Origin of the sequence: Mesorhizobium sp. M1A.F.Ca.ET.072.01.1.1 (assembly GCF_004023325.1) — a bacterium.
Classification (GTDB): domain Bacteria; phylum Pseudomonadota; class Alphaproteobacteria; order Rhizobiales; family Rhizobiaceae; genus Mesorhizobium.
The window spans coordinates 1-16,409 of the sequence record NZ_RZSF01000138.1; the positions used below are offsets into that span (position 1 = coordinate 1).

Below are 16,409 nucleotides of genomic sequence, written 5' to 3' on the forward strand. Positions count from 1 at the left end.
TTGCTGGCGATCGCCCGCATTTCGGGCGAGACGGCGCCGCTGCTCTTCACAGCGCTCAACAACCAGTTCTGGTCGGGCAATCTCAACGCGCCGATGGCCAGCCTGCCGGTGACCATCTTCCAGTTTGCGCTGAGCCCTTATGAGGAATGGCAGCAACTGGCCTGGACGGGCGCACTCATAATCACCCTGACGGTTCTCGGGCTGAGCATCTTCGCCCGCAGCCTTACCGGACGCAGAGAGGACAGATGAAACCGATGTTGTCCACCGACCTGAACGTAGCCGAGACGACCGCCGAGAAGGCCAAGATCGAAGTCAAGAACCTCAACTTCTACTATGGCCAGTCGAAGGCGCTGAAGGACATCAACCTGTCGCTGCCCGAGCGCAGCGTCACCGCCTTCATCGGACCTTCGGGCTGCGGAAAGTCGACGCTGCTGCGCGTGCTCAACCGCATCTACGAGCTCTACCCGAAGCAGAGCGCCGAAGGCCAGGTGCTGCTCGACGGCAAGAACATCCTCGACCGCTCGCAGGACCTCAACCTGCTCAGGACCAAGATTGGCATGGTGTTCCAGAAGCCGACGCCGTTCCCGATGTCGATCTACGAGAACATCGCCTTCGGCGTCAGGCTGTATGAGAAGATAAGCAAGGCCGAGATGGACAATCGCGTCGAACAGGCGCTGAAGCGCGCCGCGCTGTGGAACGAGGTCAAGGACAAGCTCAACGCCAGCGGCCAGAGCCTTTCGGGCGGCCAGCAGCAGCGGCTCTGCATCGCCCGCACGGTGGCGGTGAAGCCGGAGGTCATCCTGCTGGACGAGCCGGCATCGGCGCTCGATCCGCTCTCGACCGCCAAGATCGAGGAGCTGATCGACGAGCTGCAGGCCGACTACACGATCGTGATCGTCACCCACAACATGCAGCAGGCGGCGCGCGTCTCGCGGCAGACGGCGTTCATGTATCTCGGCGAGCTGATCGAATTCGACCGGACCGAAAAGATTTTCACCTCGCCCCGCGAGAAGCGCACGCAGGACTACATCACCGGCCGCTTCGGCTGAGTTCATACGAGGACATAACCATGGCCCATACGGTCGCTTCCTTCGACGAGGATCTGAGGCAGATCAGCCAGCTCATCCGCGACATGGGCGATCTTGCCGGCTCGATGGTCGGCGCGTCGACCAAGGCTCTGCTGAATTCCGACAACGCGCTGGCGCAGCGCGTGGTCTCCGACGATGCCATCATGGACGCGCGCCAGCGCGAGCTCGACGATCGCGCCATCACGCTGATCGCCAAACGCCAGCCGATGGCCGACGACCTGCGCAACGTCGTTGGCGCCATCCGGATGGCCGGCGATCTCGAGCGCATCGGCGACCTTGCCAAGAACATCGCCAAGCGCGTCGGCTCGGTCGGCGTCAGCGCCGCGCCGCGCGACCTGTCGCACTCCATCGACTCGATGGCGCAGCTGGTGCTGATCCAGGTCCAGGGCGTGATCGAGGAATACGCGGCCGGCGACGCCACGGCGCTCGCCAAGCTCCGCAACGACGACGAGCGCATCGACGTCAAATACACCGCCGTCTTCCGTGAGCTGTTGACCTACATGATGGAGGATCCGCGCAACATCACGGCTTGCACGCATCTGTTGTTCTGCGCCAAGAATCTGGAGCGCATCGGCGACCACGTCACCAACATCGCCGAGAACGCCTACTATGTGCTGACCGGCACGCAATTGCCCGCGAATCGTCCTAAGCAGGACGAGACGGCGATGTCGGCGCCGGCGGCCTGACAGCGAAGGTGCCTGCTAAATGATCGCGCCACGCATCATGGTGGTGGAGGACGAGGAGCCGCTGGGGGTGCTGCTCCGCTACAACCTCGAATCCGAGGGCTATCAGGTCGAGGTGGTGACGCGCGGCGACGAGGCCGAGATCCGCCTGCAGGAGAATGTGCCCGACCTTCTGGTGCTCGACTGGATGGTGCCGGCGGTGTCCGGCATCGAGCTTTGCCGGCGCCTCAGGATGCGGCCCGAGACCGAACGCCTGCCGATCATCATGCTGACCGCGCGCGGCGAGGAAAGCGACAGGGTGCGCGGCCTCTCGACCGGCGCCGACGACTATCTGGTCAAGCCGTTCTCGACGCCGGAATTCATGGCCAGGGTCAAGGCGCTGCTGCGCCGCGCCAAGCCGGAGGTGCTGTCCAGCGTGCTCAAGGTCGGCGACATCGTGCTCGATCGCGAATCGCATCGCGTCTACCGCAAGAAGAGCGAGATCCGGCTCGGCCCGACCGAGTTCAGGCTGCTCGAATTCATGATGCGGCATCCCGGCCGGGTGTTCTCGCGCAGCCAGCTGCTCGACAATGTCTGGGGCGAGACGATCTATATCGACGAGCGCACCGTGGACGTGCATGTCGGCCGCCTGCGCAAGGCGGTCAACAACGGCCGGATGCCCGATGTGATCCGCACCATTCGCGGGGCGGGCTACGCGATCAGGGAAGACTAGATCCAGGGCACCGAAGGTCTGACGGGTTCTATCTGCGCTGGCGGGTTATCGAGACGCTGGTGCTTCGCCGTCCACGGGCGGAGCACGAAGCGTCGCCACGCGGCGCAGACCCGACACTCCACGCGACTTCCACGCGCCGCGGCGGTGCAGAAATTCTGCTCCGCTCATCCGACGATTGAGGTAATGGCATGGATTCCAGGGTCTCCGCGACGGAGCTTCGCTCCTGCTCCGCCCTGGAATGACGAAGCTGCGGGGCCTTCGCTAATCTCCGCCGTCTGCAGGACGCACAGAAGCCAACGATCGCTATCGAAGCTGCTCAGGCCACGTTCTTGCCCGCTCTTGCCTGCACGCCCGGGGCGAAAATCTCCTGGTCGACGAAGGTCAGCGCGCGCACGGCGCAGCCTTCGCGGATCAACGGCAATTCGTTCGGCTCGGTATCGAAGGAGATCGAGTTTGAATGCTGGCCTCCGGCGGTCTGGCCGATCGCCTCGCGCAGCGCCGGCTCGATCAGGTCGAAGGCGGCGGCGCTGACGCCGACCATGGCGACCGGCGCTGGATCGATCAGCGCGAACAGGCTGCCGAGGCCGAAGCCCAGCGCCTCCCCGGCCCGGCGATAGGCCTCGCGCTCCGGGCCATCCGTCTCGCGCGCCTTGGCGGCGAGCGCCCGCATGTCGGCGTCGCCGACATCGACCGGCTCGGCGTCCTCGCTCATCTTCATGGCGCTGCGCCAGATGGCGTAGTTGCCGGCATAGGCCTCGACGCAGCCGCGGCGTCCGCAACGGCAGAGCGCGCCGCCCGGGCGATGGATCATGTGGCCAAACTCGCCGCCGGAAGAATGTGTGCCGGTGAACAGCTCGCCTTTCAGAACCAGGCCCATGCCGATGCCGTGCGAGAGCAGGATGGCGATGAAATTGTCGCGATAGCGGTCGGGATCGCGCCACTGCAGCGCCACCGCCATCATGTTACAGTCGTTTTCCATGGTGGCCGGAATGCCGAATTCCTTTTCCAGGATGTCGGCGAAGGGAATGTCGGTCAGCGGCGTGATCGGCGACCATAGCATGGCGCGGGCATGGGAATCGGTGATGCCCTGGATGCCCATGGCGATGCGGGCGACGCTGCCGACGTCGAGGTCCGGATCGTCCAGCCGGCGCCGCACGATCGCCAAGCATTCGCCGATCAGCTCGTCGCGCGGCATGGTGAGCGTATCGAGGCGGCGCTGCTCCTCGGCGATGACCTGGCCCGCATAATCGATAACGGCGACCGAGAGGAAATTGAGCGACAGCACCACCGTTACCACCGCTGCCGCCTCAGGCTTGAGCGCGAGGCCCACCTGTGGCCGGCCGCGCTTCAGAGACGCGGTCTCGCTCGGCTTGCTCTCGGCCAGGATGCCTTCCTGGATCAGGTCGGAAGAGATCGCCGAAATGGTCGAATGGCTGAGCCCGGTGGTCGCGGCGATTTCCGTGCGCGACGGCTGGCCGGCCCGGCGCAGGGCCGAGAGCACCATGGCGCGGTTGCGCCGGCGCAGATCGTCGTGGCGGATTCCGACCGACATTTTTTCTCCTCCCAGTCAGCGCGGCCTCTCGATCATGCACAGGACCCGGCGACGCGCCAGATCGATTCACCCGGACGCCGGCACCCGAACCGTCCGGGTTTTTACAAGTTTCGGTGGACGCGGGCTGCGCCTCCTCCGAACTGTTCCCCGATAGTGGCAGAAGCGGTCGGCACTGTCATTATTTATTACGGGTCTCGAAAAAAAGTACGCGACACGTCAAAAACCGTCAGAATTGCAGTTGACAGCGCCCTAGCCTTGGATCAGTATTTTTTCGAGGCTCGAAAAAAAGCCTTTGCATGGTCTTCGGGCCAATCTGGGTCGCGCCGCGAGGGGCGCAGGGAGGATATCATGAAGAGATTCGCAGCCGCCATGCTGGCGGGGGTCGTCATGTCGTTGACGTTGGCGTCGGTCGCCGAGGCGAAGGACAAGGTGATCGGCGTCTCGTGGTCCAATTTCCAGGAAGAGCGCTGGAAGACCGACGAAGCGGCGATGAAGAAGGCGATCGAGGCCGCCGGCGACAAGTACATATCCGCCGACGCACAGTCCAATCCAGGCAAGCAGCTGACCGACGTCGAAAGCCTGATCTCGCAGGGCGCCAATGCGTTGATCATCCTGGCGCAGGACGCCTCGGCGATCGGGCCGGCGGTGCAGAAGGCACTCGACGAAGGCATTCCGGTCGTCGGCTACGACCGCCTGATCGAAAACAAGGACGTGTTTTATCTGACCTTCGACAACAAGGAAGTCGGCCGCATGCAGGCCCGCGAGGTGTTCAAGGCCAAGCCCGAGGGCAATTACGTCTTTATCAAGGGCTCGGGCGCCGACCCGAATGCCGATTTCCTGTTCTCCGGCTCGATGGAAGTGCTGAAGGAAGCCATCGACAGCGGCAAGATCAAGAATGTCGGCGAGGCCTATACCGACGGCTGGCTGCCCGCCAACGCGCAGAAGAACATGGAGCAGTTCCTGACCGCCAACGACAACAAGGTCGACGCGGTGGTGGCGGCCAATGACGGCACCGCCGGCGGCGTCGTCGCGGCGCTGACGGCGCAAGGGCTGGCCGGCACCGTTCCGGTCTCGGGCCAGGACGGCGACCATGCCGCGCTCAACCGCATCGCGCTCGGCACCCAGACGGTGTCGGTGTGGAAGGACGCGCGCGAGCTCGGCAAGCACGCCGCCGAGATCGCCTCGCAGCTCGCCGACGGCAAGAAGATGACCGACATCGCGGGCGCCAAGGACTTCACGACGCCTGGCGGCAACACCGTCAAGTCGCTGTTCCTGACCCCGGTCGCAATCACCAAGGATAATCTCAACCTCGTCATCGACGCGGGTTGGATCAAGAAGGATGAAGTCTGCGCGGGCGTTGCCGCCGGCAGCGTCGCGGTCTGCAACTAAGCTGGCCGTCAGGTTCAAACGCAGCGCCGCGGCCCAACGGCCGCGGCGTTTCTCCAAAGGCTTTCGGGCGTACTGAAGCCGGAGACCATTGGGGCAGTTCACTGTCCGGCAGGATCGCCGAACTGCTCCAGCCGTTTGTTTCCGCGCAATTCCAGGCGGCTACGCACTTTTTCCTGGAATTGCTCTAGCATCGTGGTCCGGCATCCGCGCCAGACGGCAAGCCGGTGGGAGGAGATCATGACCGACACGACCTCTGATACGCCGGCAAACCCGGCGGCGGATCGCGCGCGGGCTTCCGAACTGAGCACCGTCGGGCGCTTCCTCAAGGCGACCGAGCTCGACACCCGCATGCTCGGCATGGTCGGTGCGCTGCTGATCATCTGGATCGGCCTGCATGTCATCTCGAGCCTGCGGCTCGGCGTCAATCCGCTCGATTTCGACAGCCGAACGTTCCTGACGCCGCGCAACCTGTGGAACCTGTCGGTGCAGACCTCGGCCGTGGCCATCATGGCTTCCGGCATGGTGCTGGTCATCGTCATGCGCAACATCGACCTCTCCGTCGGATCCGCCGAGGGTTTGATCGGCATGGTGATGGGCTTTGCCCAAGTGCATTTCCTGGTGCGAATGGTTGGGCTCGAGCTTGGCAATCCCTGGATCTGGGTGCTGGCACTGTTGATCGGCCTGGCGCTCGGCCTGCTGATCGGCGCCTTCCAGGGCTTCGTCATCGCCTATCTCGAAGTGCCGGCCTTCATCGTGACGCTTGGCGGGCTGCTGGTCTGGCGCGGTGCTGCCTGGTGGGTCACCAGCGGCCAGACGGTGGCGCCGCTCGACGCCACCTTCCAGCTGATGGGCGGCGGACCGGCCGGCTCGATCGGCGCCAAATGGAGCTGGATCGTCGGGATCGTCGCCTGCGTTGCCGTGGTGTTTGCGCTGTTCAACGGCAGGGTGCAGCGCAAGCGCTTCCGTTTCCCGCTGCGTCCGATCTGGGCCGAGACGCTGCTCGGCGCGGTCACCTGCGCAGTCATCATGGGCGCGGTGTGGCTGGCCAATTCCTATCCGTGGCCGGTCGGCATCGTGAACCGCTATGCCGCCGCCAAAAACCTCACCGTCCCCGAAGGCGGCCTGTTCATTGCCCACGGCATCGCCATTCCGGTGCTGATGGCCATCGCCGTCGGCCTCGTCATGACTTTCATCACCAAGCGTACTCGCTTCGGCCGCTATGTCTTTGCCATCGGCGGCAATCCGGAAGCGGCCAACCTTGCCGGCATCAACACGCGCTGGATCACCATGAAGGTGTTCATGATCATGGGCGTGCTGGCGACGATCGCCGCGGCGATCTCGTCGGCGCGGCAGAATTCATCGACCAATGCGCTCGGCACGCTGGACGAGCTCCTGGTCATCGCCGCGGCGGTGATCGGCGGCACCTCGCTCGCCGGCGGCTCGGGAACCGTGCTCGGCGCTATGCTTGGGGCGCTGCTGATGCAGTCGCTGCAGTCCGGCATGGTGCTCCTCGGCGTCGATTCGCCGCTGCAAAGCATCGTCGTCGGCGCCGTGCTGGTCATCGCGGTCTGGCTCGACACCATCTACCGCAAGCGGGTGTGAGGAGGCAGCATCATGGCAGACAAGAACGCTCCCGCCGGCGCCGCGCTGGTCGACATGCGCAACATCTCGATCGCCTTCGGCGGCATTCGCGCCGTCGACGACGCCTCCATCGATCTCTTCCCCGGCGAAGTGGTGGCGCTGCTCGGCCATAACGGTGCCGGCAAGTCGACGCTGATCAAGATACTGTCCGGCGCCTACAAGCGCGATGCCGGGCAGATCTTCGTCAACGGCGAGGAGGCAGCAATCTCCAACCCGCGCGACGCCAAGAAATACGGCATCGAGACGATCTATCAGACGCTGGCGCTTGCCGACAATGTCGACGCCGCCGCCAATCTGTTCCTCGGCCGCGAGTTGATGACCGCCTGGGGCACGCTCGACGACGTCGCCATGGAGGCCGAAGCGCGCAAGGTGATGGGCCGGCTCAATCCGCGCTTCCAGCGCTTCAAGGAGCCGGTGATCAAGCTGTCCGGCGGACAGAGGCAGTCGGTGGCGATCGCGCGCGCGATCCTGTTCAACGCGCGAATCCTGATCATGGACGAGCCGACGGCAGCGCTCGGCCCTCAGGAGACGGCCCAGGTCGGCGAACTGGTGCGGCAGCTCAAGGCCGACGGCATCGGCATCTTCCTGATCAGCCACGACATCCATGACGTGTTCGAGCTGGCGGACAGGGTCTGCGTCATGAAGAACGGCCAGGTCGTGGGCACGGCGCGCACCAGCGACGTGACCCAGGACGAGGTGCTCGGCATGATCATTCTGGGCAAGTGCCCGCCGGGCGCCATGCCAGGCCCGGGAGCGCTGAAAATCGCGGCCTAAGACCATAAATTGGTTGGCTAATTTGCGACTTGTTTGATGAGCCAATCGCGGCGTTGGGTTGGCCTTGCCATTGTATTGGCGCGGAGACTTGCCCATAAAGGTGGCCAACCGTCCATGGGCCGCACCCTGCATTGAAAAAGCTTTTCCCGATCGTCGCCTTCATCGCCGTCGCGCTGATCAGCCTGACGATGGCGGGGTTCGCCTATTTCGCGACCCAGGAGGCGGCGCGCATCAAGTTCGAGGGAACCGCCGACGATGCGCTCAACCGCATTGAGAGCCGCATCGACCTGCATCTGTCGCTGCTGCGCTCGACCGAGGCGCTGTTCGATGCTCGAAACGGCGATATCACACGCGGCGAGTTCAAGGCCTTCCTCACCGCGCTCGACATCGACGACAATTTCGCCGGACTGCGCGGCATCGGCTTCCTGAGGCTGGCCAAGGCCGGCGACGAGGCCACGCTCGAGCGCGACATCCTGCGCGCTCGCGGTTCGGCCCACCCGGTCTATCCGGCCATCACGCAGCAGCAATGGCGCACGCCCATCGTGCTTTTCGAGCCGCTCGATACCTCCAACCAGTCGATCATCGGCTTCGACATGTTCAGCGACCCGGCACGGCGGGCGGCAATCGAGAAGGCCATGGCCGACGACCAGCAGCATGCCAGCGGGCTCGTTCAACTTGGCCAGGGACAAGGGCTGGAGCAGACCTTCCCCGGATTTCTGGTCTTCGTGCGGCTGAACGTGGAAACGGCCCCGGACGTCATCGATGCCAGCCGCTCCTCGACCGCCGGCTTCCTCTACGCCTCCTTCCGCGCACGCGATCTGTTCCAGGTGGCGCTCAGCAAGGCTCCGCTGCTGCCGGTCAACGTCGAAATCTTCGACGGCCAGCCGGGTGCCGGCAATCTCCTGTTCCGGTCGGAGGCGCCGCCGGCCGAATCGCTCGGCGGAAAGCTGCTGGCGCGCCGGGATATCGTCGTGGCCGGCCGACCCTGGACTGTCCTGTTTCGGCCGACGAGCGCTTTCGCGCTGCCTTCCTCGCGCGCCATCCCGGTGATGCTCGGGCTGTTCGGTCTGCTGCTCGCCGGGGCGATTGCCTTGGTGGCCCGCTATCAGGAGCGCGCCTATGAGGCGAAGTCGCTGCTGCATGAGGCGACGGAGAAGAGCCTGCTTGAAAAGGAGCTGATCCTGCAGGAGATGAAGCACCGCATCAAGAACTCGATCACCAGGGTGCTGGCGATCGCGCGGCAGACTGCTTCGCAGGCCACCGACGTGAAGGAGTTCTCGGCATCATTCTCGGCGCGGCTGCAGGCGATGGCTGCCTCGCAGGATATGCTGACACGCTCGCGCTGGCAGAAGGCGGACCTCGGCGACCTGCTGCGCACCGAGCTCGGGCAGGTGTTCGGCAAAGAGCTTTCCGAAGGCATATTGTCGGGGCCGGAAGTGCTGCTTGACGAGACGACGACGCAAGCGCTCGGCCTGACCTTTCACGAGCTTGCCACCAACGCGCTGAAATATGGCGAGGCCGGCAACTCGGTGGGCGCCCTGAAGGTCGAGTGGCGGGTCGAAGGACGTGGCCGGGAGCGGACGCTGGTGCTCGATTGGCGCGAGGCCGGGCAGAAGAAACTGGAGCCGCCGGCAAAGACCGGTTTCGGCACCAAGCTGATCGATCTCAATGTCACGCGCGAATTGCGCGGTACGATCAAGCGCGACTACCGGGCCGACGGGCTTAAGGTGGAAATAAGGATCCCGCTCACCGGATGAGCAGCGCCGGTGCGGCGGCGGGCCCGTTCAGGCAAAGAAATGGAGGCCGGCAGGCCGGCCTTCATTGGATCGCTCTGTCGCGAGATCAGTTGCAGCGCGCAGTGTAGGTCGTGCCGTTACGGTAGCGATATACGCACTGGCCATTGCGCAGGTTGCGGACTAGGAGGCCGGACCCGGCGCCCACAGCCGCGCCGATCAGCGCGCCCCTGCCGCCGCCGACCAGGCCGCCGACGCCGGCGCCGATCAGGCCGCCCCCGACGACATCCTGCTCGGTCGTGGTGCAGCCGCTGACGGCGACCACGGCAACCATGGCAATGATCATTTTCCGCATAAATAGCTCCTCGCTTTTGTCCTCACTTTTGGCAGTGCCAACCGCCGTTTAGCACGAAAAACGGGCTTTGCCTGCCCGATCTTATTATTGCTGAAGAGAGTGTTTTACGGGCGTGCGCCGTTTGACGCGACAAGCGCGCCGGCAATTTCCAGCGACGCGACTAGCCTGCCGTCGGGACGCACGGTCCACAGCAGTTGATCGTAGTCGTCTTCAAGCGCTGGATCGACGGCAAGGCACTCGCCCTTAACACGCGGGGTGCGCCCCTGCAGGTCGCCCAGCGCAAACGGCCGTTCGGCGATGCAAGCCTCGAAAGTCTCGAAGACGCTGACCGGCACCGACAGTTCGCGGCAATCGGTCATGGTGTCCGAGCAGCCAATGACGAGGAGCAAGGCGGCGATGTGTTCCACGGGTCGAATCCTCCCGCCGCAAAGAACGATTGTTGCCGCTCAAAAGTTCCTGCTCGGCGGAGTCGGCGCGCAATGGCGCGTGCCTTGGCGCCGGCCGGCTGCTCGATTGGAAAGATCAGGCCAGTTGCCAGGCCATCGCCAGCACGAGAGCAGCAACAAGCGCGACGGCGCCGAGGCGAAGCGATGGATGGGAGGAACGGGGCGAGGGCGGTGCTTCGGCGTCCTGGAAGCCGCCCATCGAGACGCGGGCGGCCCGCTCCAGCCTGTTCATATCGGCAATCATCATTCGGTTCCTCCCAAATCGCGGTGTGATTGCGCGGCTGGGTTTGATGCGTCGCGAGCGGTTCAGCTCCTCACGGGATCGCCGATCCACTCCAAGGTTTACGCAACTCGGAAGGGCATTACGCGCTATCCTGGAGTTGCTTCTGCCGGGGAACACAATCGGATTTTATGGTGAACAGCAGGTTAAACGCCTCTCCGGCGGCTGACCGTTGCCCCGGGACGTGGTTGTCATTCTATCTCGAAATTGCCGCGCGGGATGGTCAGGCGATATTCGAGACGATCGTCGTCGATATCGAGACTGGCGGAGCCGTTCAGCGACGTCGGCACGACGCGTTCGAGGGCGACGCTGCCAAAACGATTTTCGGTGCGCCGACCGGCGCCGATCCTTTCTGTCCAAATCAGCAAAAGGCCAGGCGAAGTCTCGCTGCCGGCCGCGATCCTGGCGCTTACCCTGATCCGTCCGTCAGGCTGCGACAGGGCGCCGTAGCTTACCGAATTCACGGCCAGCTCGTGCATGGCCAGTCCGATATGAAGGGCAGCGTTCGGATTGAGGTAAGGGTTCTCCCCATCGAAACGCAGGCTGCGACTTGGATCGGCGCTATAGCGGCCGACCTGGCCGGACACGAGCTCACGAAGCGCCGCTCCCCGCCAGTTGGAGGATGTCACCAGATCCTGAGACGAGGCGAGCGACTGGATGCGGCCGCGAAAGTGCGTCAGGAAATCGCCGAGCGTCTCCGAGTAGCGTCCGGTCTGGGTGGCTATGCTCTGGATGATGGCCAGAAGATTCTTCGAGCGATGGCTGACCTCTCGCAGGAGCGTCTTCAGCGTCTGCTCGCGGCGCTTCTGCTCCGTCGTCTCGACCATGGTGGTGACGACGCCCTGAACCTCGCCGGAGTCGCTGCGATCGGCATCGATCCAGACATGGAACCAGCGCACGCCGTCACTGTCGGAAATGCCGAGCTCGAGGCGATCCGGGTTGCCGGTTTCAATCACCTTGCGCTTGGCTGCGCCTATGCGCTCGGACTGCGCGGGGGAAAGCACATCCTTGCCCTCGGCCGTCTCGCACGCCCACGGGGCGCGCATGTTGCGCGCCCAGACGGTCTTCATTTCACGATCCTGGTAGAGGACCGAAATTCCAGCATTGTGGAGCGCGTGGAGCAGCGCGCGCCCCACCTGCATCCCGCTTTCCGCCGGATGCATCGCGATTACTTCGTCGCTGCGCTCTTGCGTATAGTCCTTCTCTGAGGCCTTGGAACGCATTCGATACTTCCCGCATCCAGGCGCGAACGGCTTACGAGGATTGCTGCCCCGGTGTTGACCTACTGACACTTACGCTGCCCAAAAGCGGTCCGCCGGACGACATCCTTTTGGGGACATCGCCCGGCGGTGGCTGGAAACCGTTTGAGGGGTGCGGCTTCCAGTGTTCGGCACTGCCCCTGGTCAGGTTCTCCTGACGAGGCCGGCGATGAGTGAGATCACCAGGAAAGCAAGGAAGACGAAGAACAATATCTGCGCGATGCCAGCCGACGTGCCGGCGATGCCGCCGAACCCAAGCGCGCCGGCGATGATCGCGACCACAAGAAAAACGAGCGCCCAGTACAGCATGATATCTCTCCTTCTAACGTCCTGGAAAAAACGTGGTTGGATGGCGTTTGTTCCACCATTTGTGGAAAAAGACGATCCCCTGAAAACGCTTCACGAATGGGACTCCGCGCCGCATCCTGCGAGGCGCTGGCGCCTCGCATGAGAGCTCAATGATCGGACATGCGGTCAGGCCGCGGCTTTCGCTTGGCGGTCGAAGAACAGCGCCTGACTGATCAAGGCCTTCACCATGTCTGGGTTGAACGGCTTGGTCACCAGAAACGCCGGTTCGGGACGCTCGCCGGTCAATAGGCGCTCAGGGAAAGCGGTGATGAAGATCACCGGCACCGGCGTCGAGGACAAGATCTCATTAACGGCCTCTATGCCCGAGCTGCCATCGGCGAGCTGGATGTCGGCCAGCACCATTTTCGGACGCGTCTTGCCGAAAACGGCGACCGCCTCGGCGTGCGTGCGGGCGGTGCCGACAACGCGATGGCCGAGGCTTTCGACCATTTCCTCGATGTCCATGGCGATCAGCGGCTCGTCCTCGATGATCAGCACGTCGGTCGCGACCTGGCGGGAAATCTCGCTGCTTGCCTGGGCAAGCAATTCGGAGAACTCCTGTTCGTCGGCATCGAGGATTTCCGCGGCTTCATCCTCGCTGAAACCCTCTACGGCGACCAGCAGGAAAGCTTGCCTCGGCCGCGGCGCGATTGCGTTGAGATTGGCGGCCGCCCGCTGCTCCCAAGCTGTCTGCGCATGCTCTTGCGGCACGCGGATCGCAATCGAAGTGAAAAGCCTGGCAAAGACCTTGTACAGCGCAATGCGATCGCTCGATGCCTTGGGGAAAACTTCGGTGTCGGCGATGATGGCCTCCAGCATCGCAGCAACCAGGGCGTCACCGCTTTCCTGCGATCCCGACACGGCGCGCGAGAAACGGCGGAGGAAAGGCAGGTGAGGAGCGATGGTTGCGGACAGGCTCATATTTGACGTCTCCCTCAGATGACGTTGTTGCATTGCAAAGGCTAGACTCACTGGAAGTCCCGGCAAAACCAACGTCGGCTTTCTGAAAAAGTTCCGCCGGGCAGGGAACTAAATTAGGAAGCGGGCGTTTCCGGCTTTGGGATGGGCAACCAGACAAGGGTGCCGCTTGCGTCGTGATCTATAGTTTTAAAGCGGTTTCAGGTGCTGGGACTTAGGGCAAACATGAAAGAAATGTCAAAGAATGCAATAACTGGCGCCCCGAGCAGGCACCGGAACGGGGGTAGCAGTCCGCTCGGACCGAACTCCGAAATCGCCCGCAAACTCAAGCAATATTACGACGAGCTGGTCTCCGATCAGGTGCCGCATCGATTCGCTCAGTTGCTCAGCCAGCTGGAAAAGGCCGAACCCGCCGAGAAAAAGGACTGAGACATGGCGGCGGTCTCCCAGAGCTTCAAGACCGAGCTGCTCGGCGCGATCCCAAGCCTGCGCGCCTTTGCGGTGTCGCTGACGCAGAATGCCGACAAGGCGGACGACCTCGTCCAGGAAACTCTGGTCAAGGCGTGGGACAAACATGAGAGTTTCCAGCCGGGCACCAACCTCAAGGCCTGGCTGTTCACGATCCTGCGCAACGAATTCTATTCGCAGATGCGCAAGCGCGGCCGCGAGGTGCAGGACAGCGACGGCATCATGACCGCCAGGCTCGCCGTCCACCCGGCCCAGCATGGCCAGCTCGACCTCAAGGATTTCCGCGGCGCGCTGGAGCAGCTGCCGGAGGATCAGCGCGAAGCCATTATCCTGATCGGCGCGTCCGGCTTTTCCTACGAAGAGGCGGCGGAGATCTGCGGCTGCGCGGTGGGCACGATCAAGAGCCGGGTCAGCCGCGCGCGCGCCCGGCTGCAGGACATCCTGAAGATTTCTGGCGAGGACGAATACGGCCCCGACGCGATCTCGGCGCAGGTGACAGGATCAAACGCCGCCTGACACCGACCTCCGGCTCTTCGACGCTACCTCGTCACGCCGCTTTCGCGCGCCTGCAGGCGAGCGCCAGGGCCTGGATCAGATCGTCTCCCGAGTAGGGCTTGGTGACCAGCTTAATCTCGGGAAAAGAGCCTTCGAGATCCTCGGCGTCGGAGTAGCCGGACGCGAAGACGAATGGAATGCCCGCGCTGCGCAGCCGCTCGGCGAAGTCGAGTGTCGAGGTGCCGCCGAGCATCAGGTCGACGATAGCGGCGTCGAACCACGAAAACCCATCCCGCAGGTCGATTTCAGCCAGGTCCCCAACAATCGTGACCTCGGCTGCCCCTTGGTCGCGGCATAGTTGCTCGACATCCATCGCTATCAAGAATTCGTCTTCCAAGACCAGGATGCGCAATCCGTCTAGCAATGGGGGCACGTGGCGGCGACTCCTATAAGGCTTCAGTCATGCGCGGTATTCGGCGCTCTGTCATTTAAAAAAGACATGACCGGCGATGCATTGCGTGAGCGGCGGAACCTCGGTCCGGGTGAAGCGTTTGTATTCGCCCGATCGGGGCAGGGGTTTCGAAGAGGGGTCGAAATGTCCGGCCAGAGCGCATATTCCCTTGCCACCCGCCAATATCCTTGCGGCAAGTGTCCGCTGCGGCCGCTGCCAGTCTTTCGCGAATTCGAGAGTCAGGAGCTGTTGTTCGTCAGCGGGTTCAAGAAAGGAGAGCTTGCGGTCGACAAGGGGGCGACCGTGCTGGTCGAAGGCAGCCACAGCGCGCATCTCTACACCATACTTTCAGGCTGGGCATTCCGCTACAAGCTGTTGCGCGACGGGCGGCGGCAAATCCTCAACTATTCCATGCCCGGCGATCTCATCGGCCTGCAAGGCAGCCTAATGGGCGAGATGCAGCATTCCGTCGAGGCCTTGTCGCCGATGCTGCTGTGCGTCTTCGAGCGCGACCAATTGCACGAGCTTTACCGCAACTACCCGGGCCTGGCCTATGACATCACCTGGATGGCGTCGCGCGAGGAGCGCATGCTCGATGAAAACCTGCTGAGCATCGGTCGCCGTTCCGCGCTGGAGCGCACCGCCTATCTTGTCGCCTTCATCTCCAGCCGTGCCCGGGGCGCAGGCCTTAACGGCAAGCGGCCGGTGCAGATCCCGATCACGCAGCAGCATATCGCCGATACGCTCGGCCTGTCGCTAGTGCATACCAACAAGACGATCCGCAAGCTGATGGACCGTAAGCTGATCATTTGGCGTGACGGTGGTTGCGAGGTTATCAGCCATGAGGGGCTGACGGAGTTGGCCGGCTGGCAAGGTTTGGGTGAGGAGCGCAGACCGCTCATCTGACGACGACCGGCAGAACGGAACCCCGGTCTCGGCCAAGCGTTGAAATGGAAGCAAACTTAAGGAGTTACGCAATGGCGACCGCCGCAGGCAGATCCGCAACAGATACTCCCCCCAGCGCCGACCTCGAAGCCGACATCCGGCAGTTGAAGGCCGATATCGAAGAGCTCACCAGGCAATTGGCCAAGACCCGGGACGACAGTTACGGGGCAGCGCGCCGCGCGGCCGCCGAAGGCGTCGAGCAGCTGCGCGCGCACGGCGAGGCAGCGTTCGAAAGCATGCGCGGAAGCGCTCAGGATTTGGAAGCGCAGTTGATAGCCAGCGTTCGCGAAAAGCCGGTGACGTCGCTGGCGATTGCGGCGGGAGTAGGCTTCCTGTTCGCGCTGCTGTCGCGCCGCTAGCAGCCCTCATATGGGGACGCTGGTTTCGCTTATTTCCGGCCTTGCTTCCGGCGAGGCGGTGGCGGCCTTGCAAAGAGCGCGGCTGACCGCAATCCTCTACGGACTTGCCGGTGTTTTTGCCCTGTGCGGCGTCGGTTTCCTCATCGGCGCGGCCTATATCTGGCTGGCGGCGCGCTACGGGCCGCTAGCGACCAGCCTCGGCTTCGGCATCGGCTTCCTGGTGATCGCCGGGCTGATTGTCGTGATCCACAAGCTCACAACCAGCATGCGGGCGCGGCGGCGCGCGCGAAGGCGAAAGGCCGACATGACGGCGGTTGGCGTTACCGCGGCGCTCGCTCTGCTCCCGGCGCTCGCGAAAAGCAAGGGCGGCCTGGGGACGCTTCTCGCGCCCGCGATCGCGCTCGCCGCCTACGCCATCTACCGCGAGAACGTGAAGGCTGGGCCTCGAGACAAGGATCGGAGGGAAGCGGCATAGGCGCGGGAAGCCGGTCGGGGCGGCCGACCGTGCCGGAT

Annotated in this window: 20 protein-coding genes and 1 pseudogene; 13 read left to right on the forward strand and 8 right to left on the reverse strand. The window is 63.7% G+C overall.

Features of this window, described 5'->3' with window-relative positions:
• The 4 genes and pseudogenes from EOA32_RS19315 to phoB all read left to right on the forward strand — a co-directional run.
• Positions 1-249 (forward strand): annotated as a pseudogene (locus EOA32_RS19315) (phosphate ABC transporter permease PtsA); the annotation flags it as partial.
• Positions 246-1,049 carry a phosphate ABC transporter ATP-binding protein PstB gene (gene pstB, locus EOA32_RS19320; RefSeq protein WP_067002093.1) on the forward strand — a complete coding sequence of 268 codons (804 nt, stop codon included), beginning with the start codon at positions 246-248 and terminating at the stop codon, positions 1,047-1,049. The pseudogene EOA32_RS19315 and the gene pstB, both read left to right, overlap by 4 nt.
• A 20-nt stretch (positions 1,050-1,069) precedes the next feature.
• Positions 1,070-1,774 carry a phosphate signaling complex protein PhoU gene (phoU, locus tag EOA32_RS19325; protein ID WP_128372591.1) on the forward strand — a complete coding sequence of 235 codons (705 nt, stop codon included), beginning with the start codon at positions 1,070-1,072 and terminating at the stop codon, positions 1,772-1,774.
• A gap of 19 nt (positions 1,775-1,793) precedes the next feature.
• Positions 1,794-2,483 carry a phosphate regulon transcriptional regulator PhoB gene (gene phoB / locus EOA32_RS19330; RefSeq protein WP_010911896.1) on the forward strand — a complete coding sequence of 230 codons (690 nt, stop codon included), beginning with the start codon at positions 1,794-1,796 and terminating at the stop codon, positions 2,481-2,483.
• A 316-nt stretch (positions 2,484-2,799) separates the two neighbouring features.
• Here the strand turns inward: phoB and EOA32_RS19335 are convergent, their stop codons facing one another.
• Complete coding sequence (locus tag EOA32_RS19335) at positions 2,800-4,035, reverse strand: ROK family transcriptional regulator (protein ID WP_128372592.1); 1,236 nt, start codon at positions 4,033-4,035, stop codon at positions 2,800-2,802.
• Between the two features lie 348 nt (positions 4,036-4,383).
• Between EOA32_RS19335 and xylF the strand changes: the two genes are divergently transcribed.
• From xylF to EOA32_RS19355, 4 genes are all read left to right on the forward strand, one after another.
• Positions 4,384-5,424, forward strand: coding sequence for a D-xylose ABC transporter substrate-binding protein (xylF, locus tag EOA32_RS19340; RefSeq protein ID WP_095799841.1), 1,041 nt, complete (start codon positions 4,384-4,386; stop codon positions 5,422-5,424).
• A gap of 237 nt (positions 5,425-5,661) precedes the next feature.
• Positions 5,662-7,026 (forward strand): sugar ABC transporter permease, encoded by a 1,365-nt coding sequence (locus tag EOA32_RS19345; RefSeq protein WP_095782498.1) that lies wholly within the window; start codon positions 5,662-5,664, stop codon positions 7,024-7,026.
• Positions 7,027-7,038: 12 nt separating this feature from the next.
• The gene (locus tag EOA32_RS19350) at positions 7,039-7,839 is read left to right on the forward strand and encodes an ATP-binding cassette domain-containing protein (protein WP_128372593.1); all 801 of its coding nucleotides are present in this window, start codon (positions 7,039-7,041) and stop codon (positions 7,837-7,839) included.
• A 131-nt stretch (positions 7,840-7,970) separates the two neighbouring features.
• Positions 7,971-9,596 carry a CHASE domain-containing protein gene (locus EOA32_RS19355; RefSeq protein WP_128372594.1) on the forward strand — a complete coding sequence of 542 codons (1,626 nt, stop codon included), beginning with the start codon at positions 7,971-7,973 and terminating at the stop codon, positions 9,594-9,596.
• Positions 9,597-9,681: 85 nt separating this feature from the next.
• On the opposite strand, the gene EOA32_RS19360 is transcribed toward EOA32_RS19355, so the two are convergent.
• From EOA32_RS19360 to EOA32_RS19380, 6 genes are all read right to left on the reverse strand, one after another.
• Positions 9,682-9,927 (reverse strand): YMGG-like glycine zipper-containing protein, encoded by a 246-nt coding sequence (locus EOA32_RS19360; protein ID WP_095824030.1) that lies wholly within the window; start codon positions 9,925-9,927, stop codon positions 9,682-9,684.
• A 104-nt stretch (positions 9,928-10,031) separates the two neighbouring features.
• Entirely contained in the window at positions 10,032-10,334 is a 303-nt protein-coding gene (locus tag EOA32_RS19365; protein WP_128372595.1) for a hypothetical protein, read from the reverse strand.
• 115 nt (positions 10,335-10,449) lie between these two features.
• A complete protein-coding gene (locus tag EOA32_RS38685) occupies positions 10,450-10,620 on the reverse strand; it encodes a hypothetical protein (RefSeq protein WP_170950281.1) in 171 nt (56 codons plus the stop codon).
• 224 nt (positions 10,621-10,844) lie between these two features.
• On the reverse strand, positions 10,845-11,876 hold the full coding sequence (locus EOA32_RS19370; RefSeq protein WP_095828402.1) for a PAS domain-containing sensor histidine kinase: 1,032 nt from the start codon (positions 11,874-11,876) through the stop codon (positions 10,845-10,847).
• Positions 11,877-12,056: 180 nt separating this feature from the next.
• Positions 12,057-12,221: a DUF1328 domain-containing protein gene (locus EOA32_RS19375; protein ID WP_067002119.1), complete on the reverse strand. Its 165-nt coding sequence runs from the start codon at positions 12,219-12,221 to the stop codon at positions 12,057-12,059.
• Between the two features lie 165 nt (positions 12,222-12,386).
• On the reverse strand, positions 12,387-13,181 hold the full coding sequence (locus EOA32_RS19380) for a response regulator (protein WP_067002122.1): 795 nt from the start codon (positions 13,179-13,181) through the stop codon (positions 12,387-12,389).
• 222 nt (positions 13,182-13,403) lie between these two features.
• Between EOA32_RS19380 and EOA32_RS19385 the strand changes: the two genes are divergently transcribed.
• Both EOA32_RS19385 and EOA32_RS19390 read left to right on the forward strand, forming a co-directional pair.
• Positions 13,404-13,607: a NepR family anti-sigma factor gene (locus EOA32_RS19385; protein WP_128372596.1), complete on the forward strand. Its 204-nt coding sequence runs from the start codon at positions 13,404-13,406 to the stop codon at positions 13,605-13,607.
• A gap of 3 nt (positions 13,608-13,610) precedes the next feature.
• Positions 13,611-14,162 carry an RNA polymerase sigma factor gene (locus EOA32_RS19390; protein WP_040973662.1) on the forward strand — a complete coding sequence of 184 codons (552 nt, stop codon included), beginning with the start codon at positions 13,611-13,613 and terminating at the stop codon, positions 14,160-14,162.
• Between the two features lie 31 nt (positions 14,163-14,193).
• Here EOA32_RS19390 and EOA32_RS19395 read toward each other — a convergent pair whose 3' ends face one another.
• On the reverse strand, positions 14,194-14,553 hold the full coding sequence (locus EOA32_RS19395) for a response regulator (protein WP_245499324.1): 360 nt from the start codon (positions 14,551-14,553) through the stop codon (positions 14,194-14,196).
• Between the two features lie 183 nt (positions 14,554-14,736).
• Between EOA32_RS19395 and EOA32_RS19400 the strand changes: the two genes are divergently transcribed.
• From EOA32_RS19400 to EOA32_RS19410, 3 genes are all read left to right on the forward strand, one after another.
• Positions 14,737-15,498, forward strand: coding sequence for a Crp/Fnr family transcriptional regulator (locus EOA32_RS19400; RefSeq protein ID WP_095782493.1), 762 nt, complete (start codon positions 14,737-14,739; stop codon positions 15,496-15,498).
• Positions 15,499-15,569: 71 nt separating this feature from the next.
• Complete coding sequence (locus tag EOA32_RS19405) at positions 15,570-15,896, forward strand: DUF883 family protein (RefSeq protein WP_095778215.1); 327 nt, start codon at positions 15,570-15,572, stop codon at positions 15,894-15,896.
• Positions 15,897-15,906: 10 nt separating this feature from the next.
• The gene (locus EOA32_RS19410; protein ID WP_128372597.1) at positions 15,907-16,371 is read left to right on the forward strand and encodes a phage holin family protein; all 465 of its coding nucleotides are present in this window, start codon (positions 15,907-15,909) and stop codon (positions 16,369-16,371) included.
• The last annotated feature ends 38 nt before the right edge of the window (positions 16,372-16,409 follow it).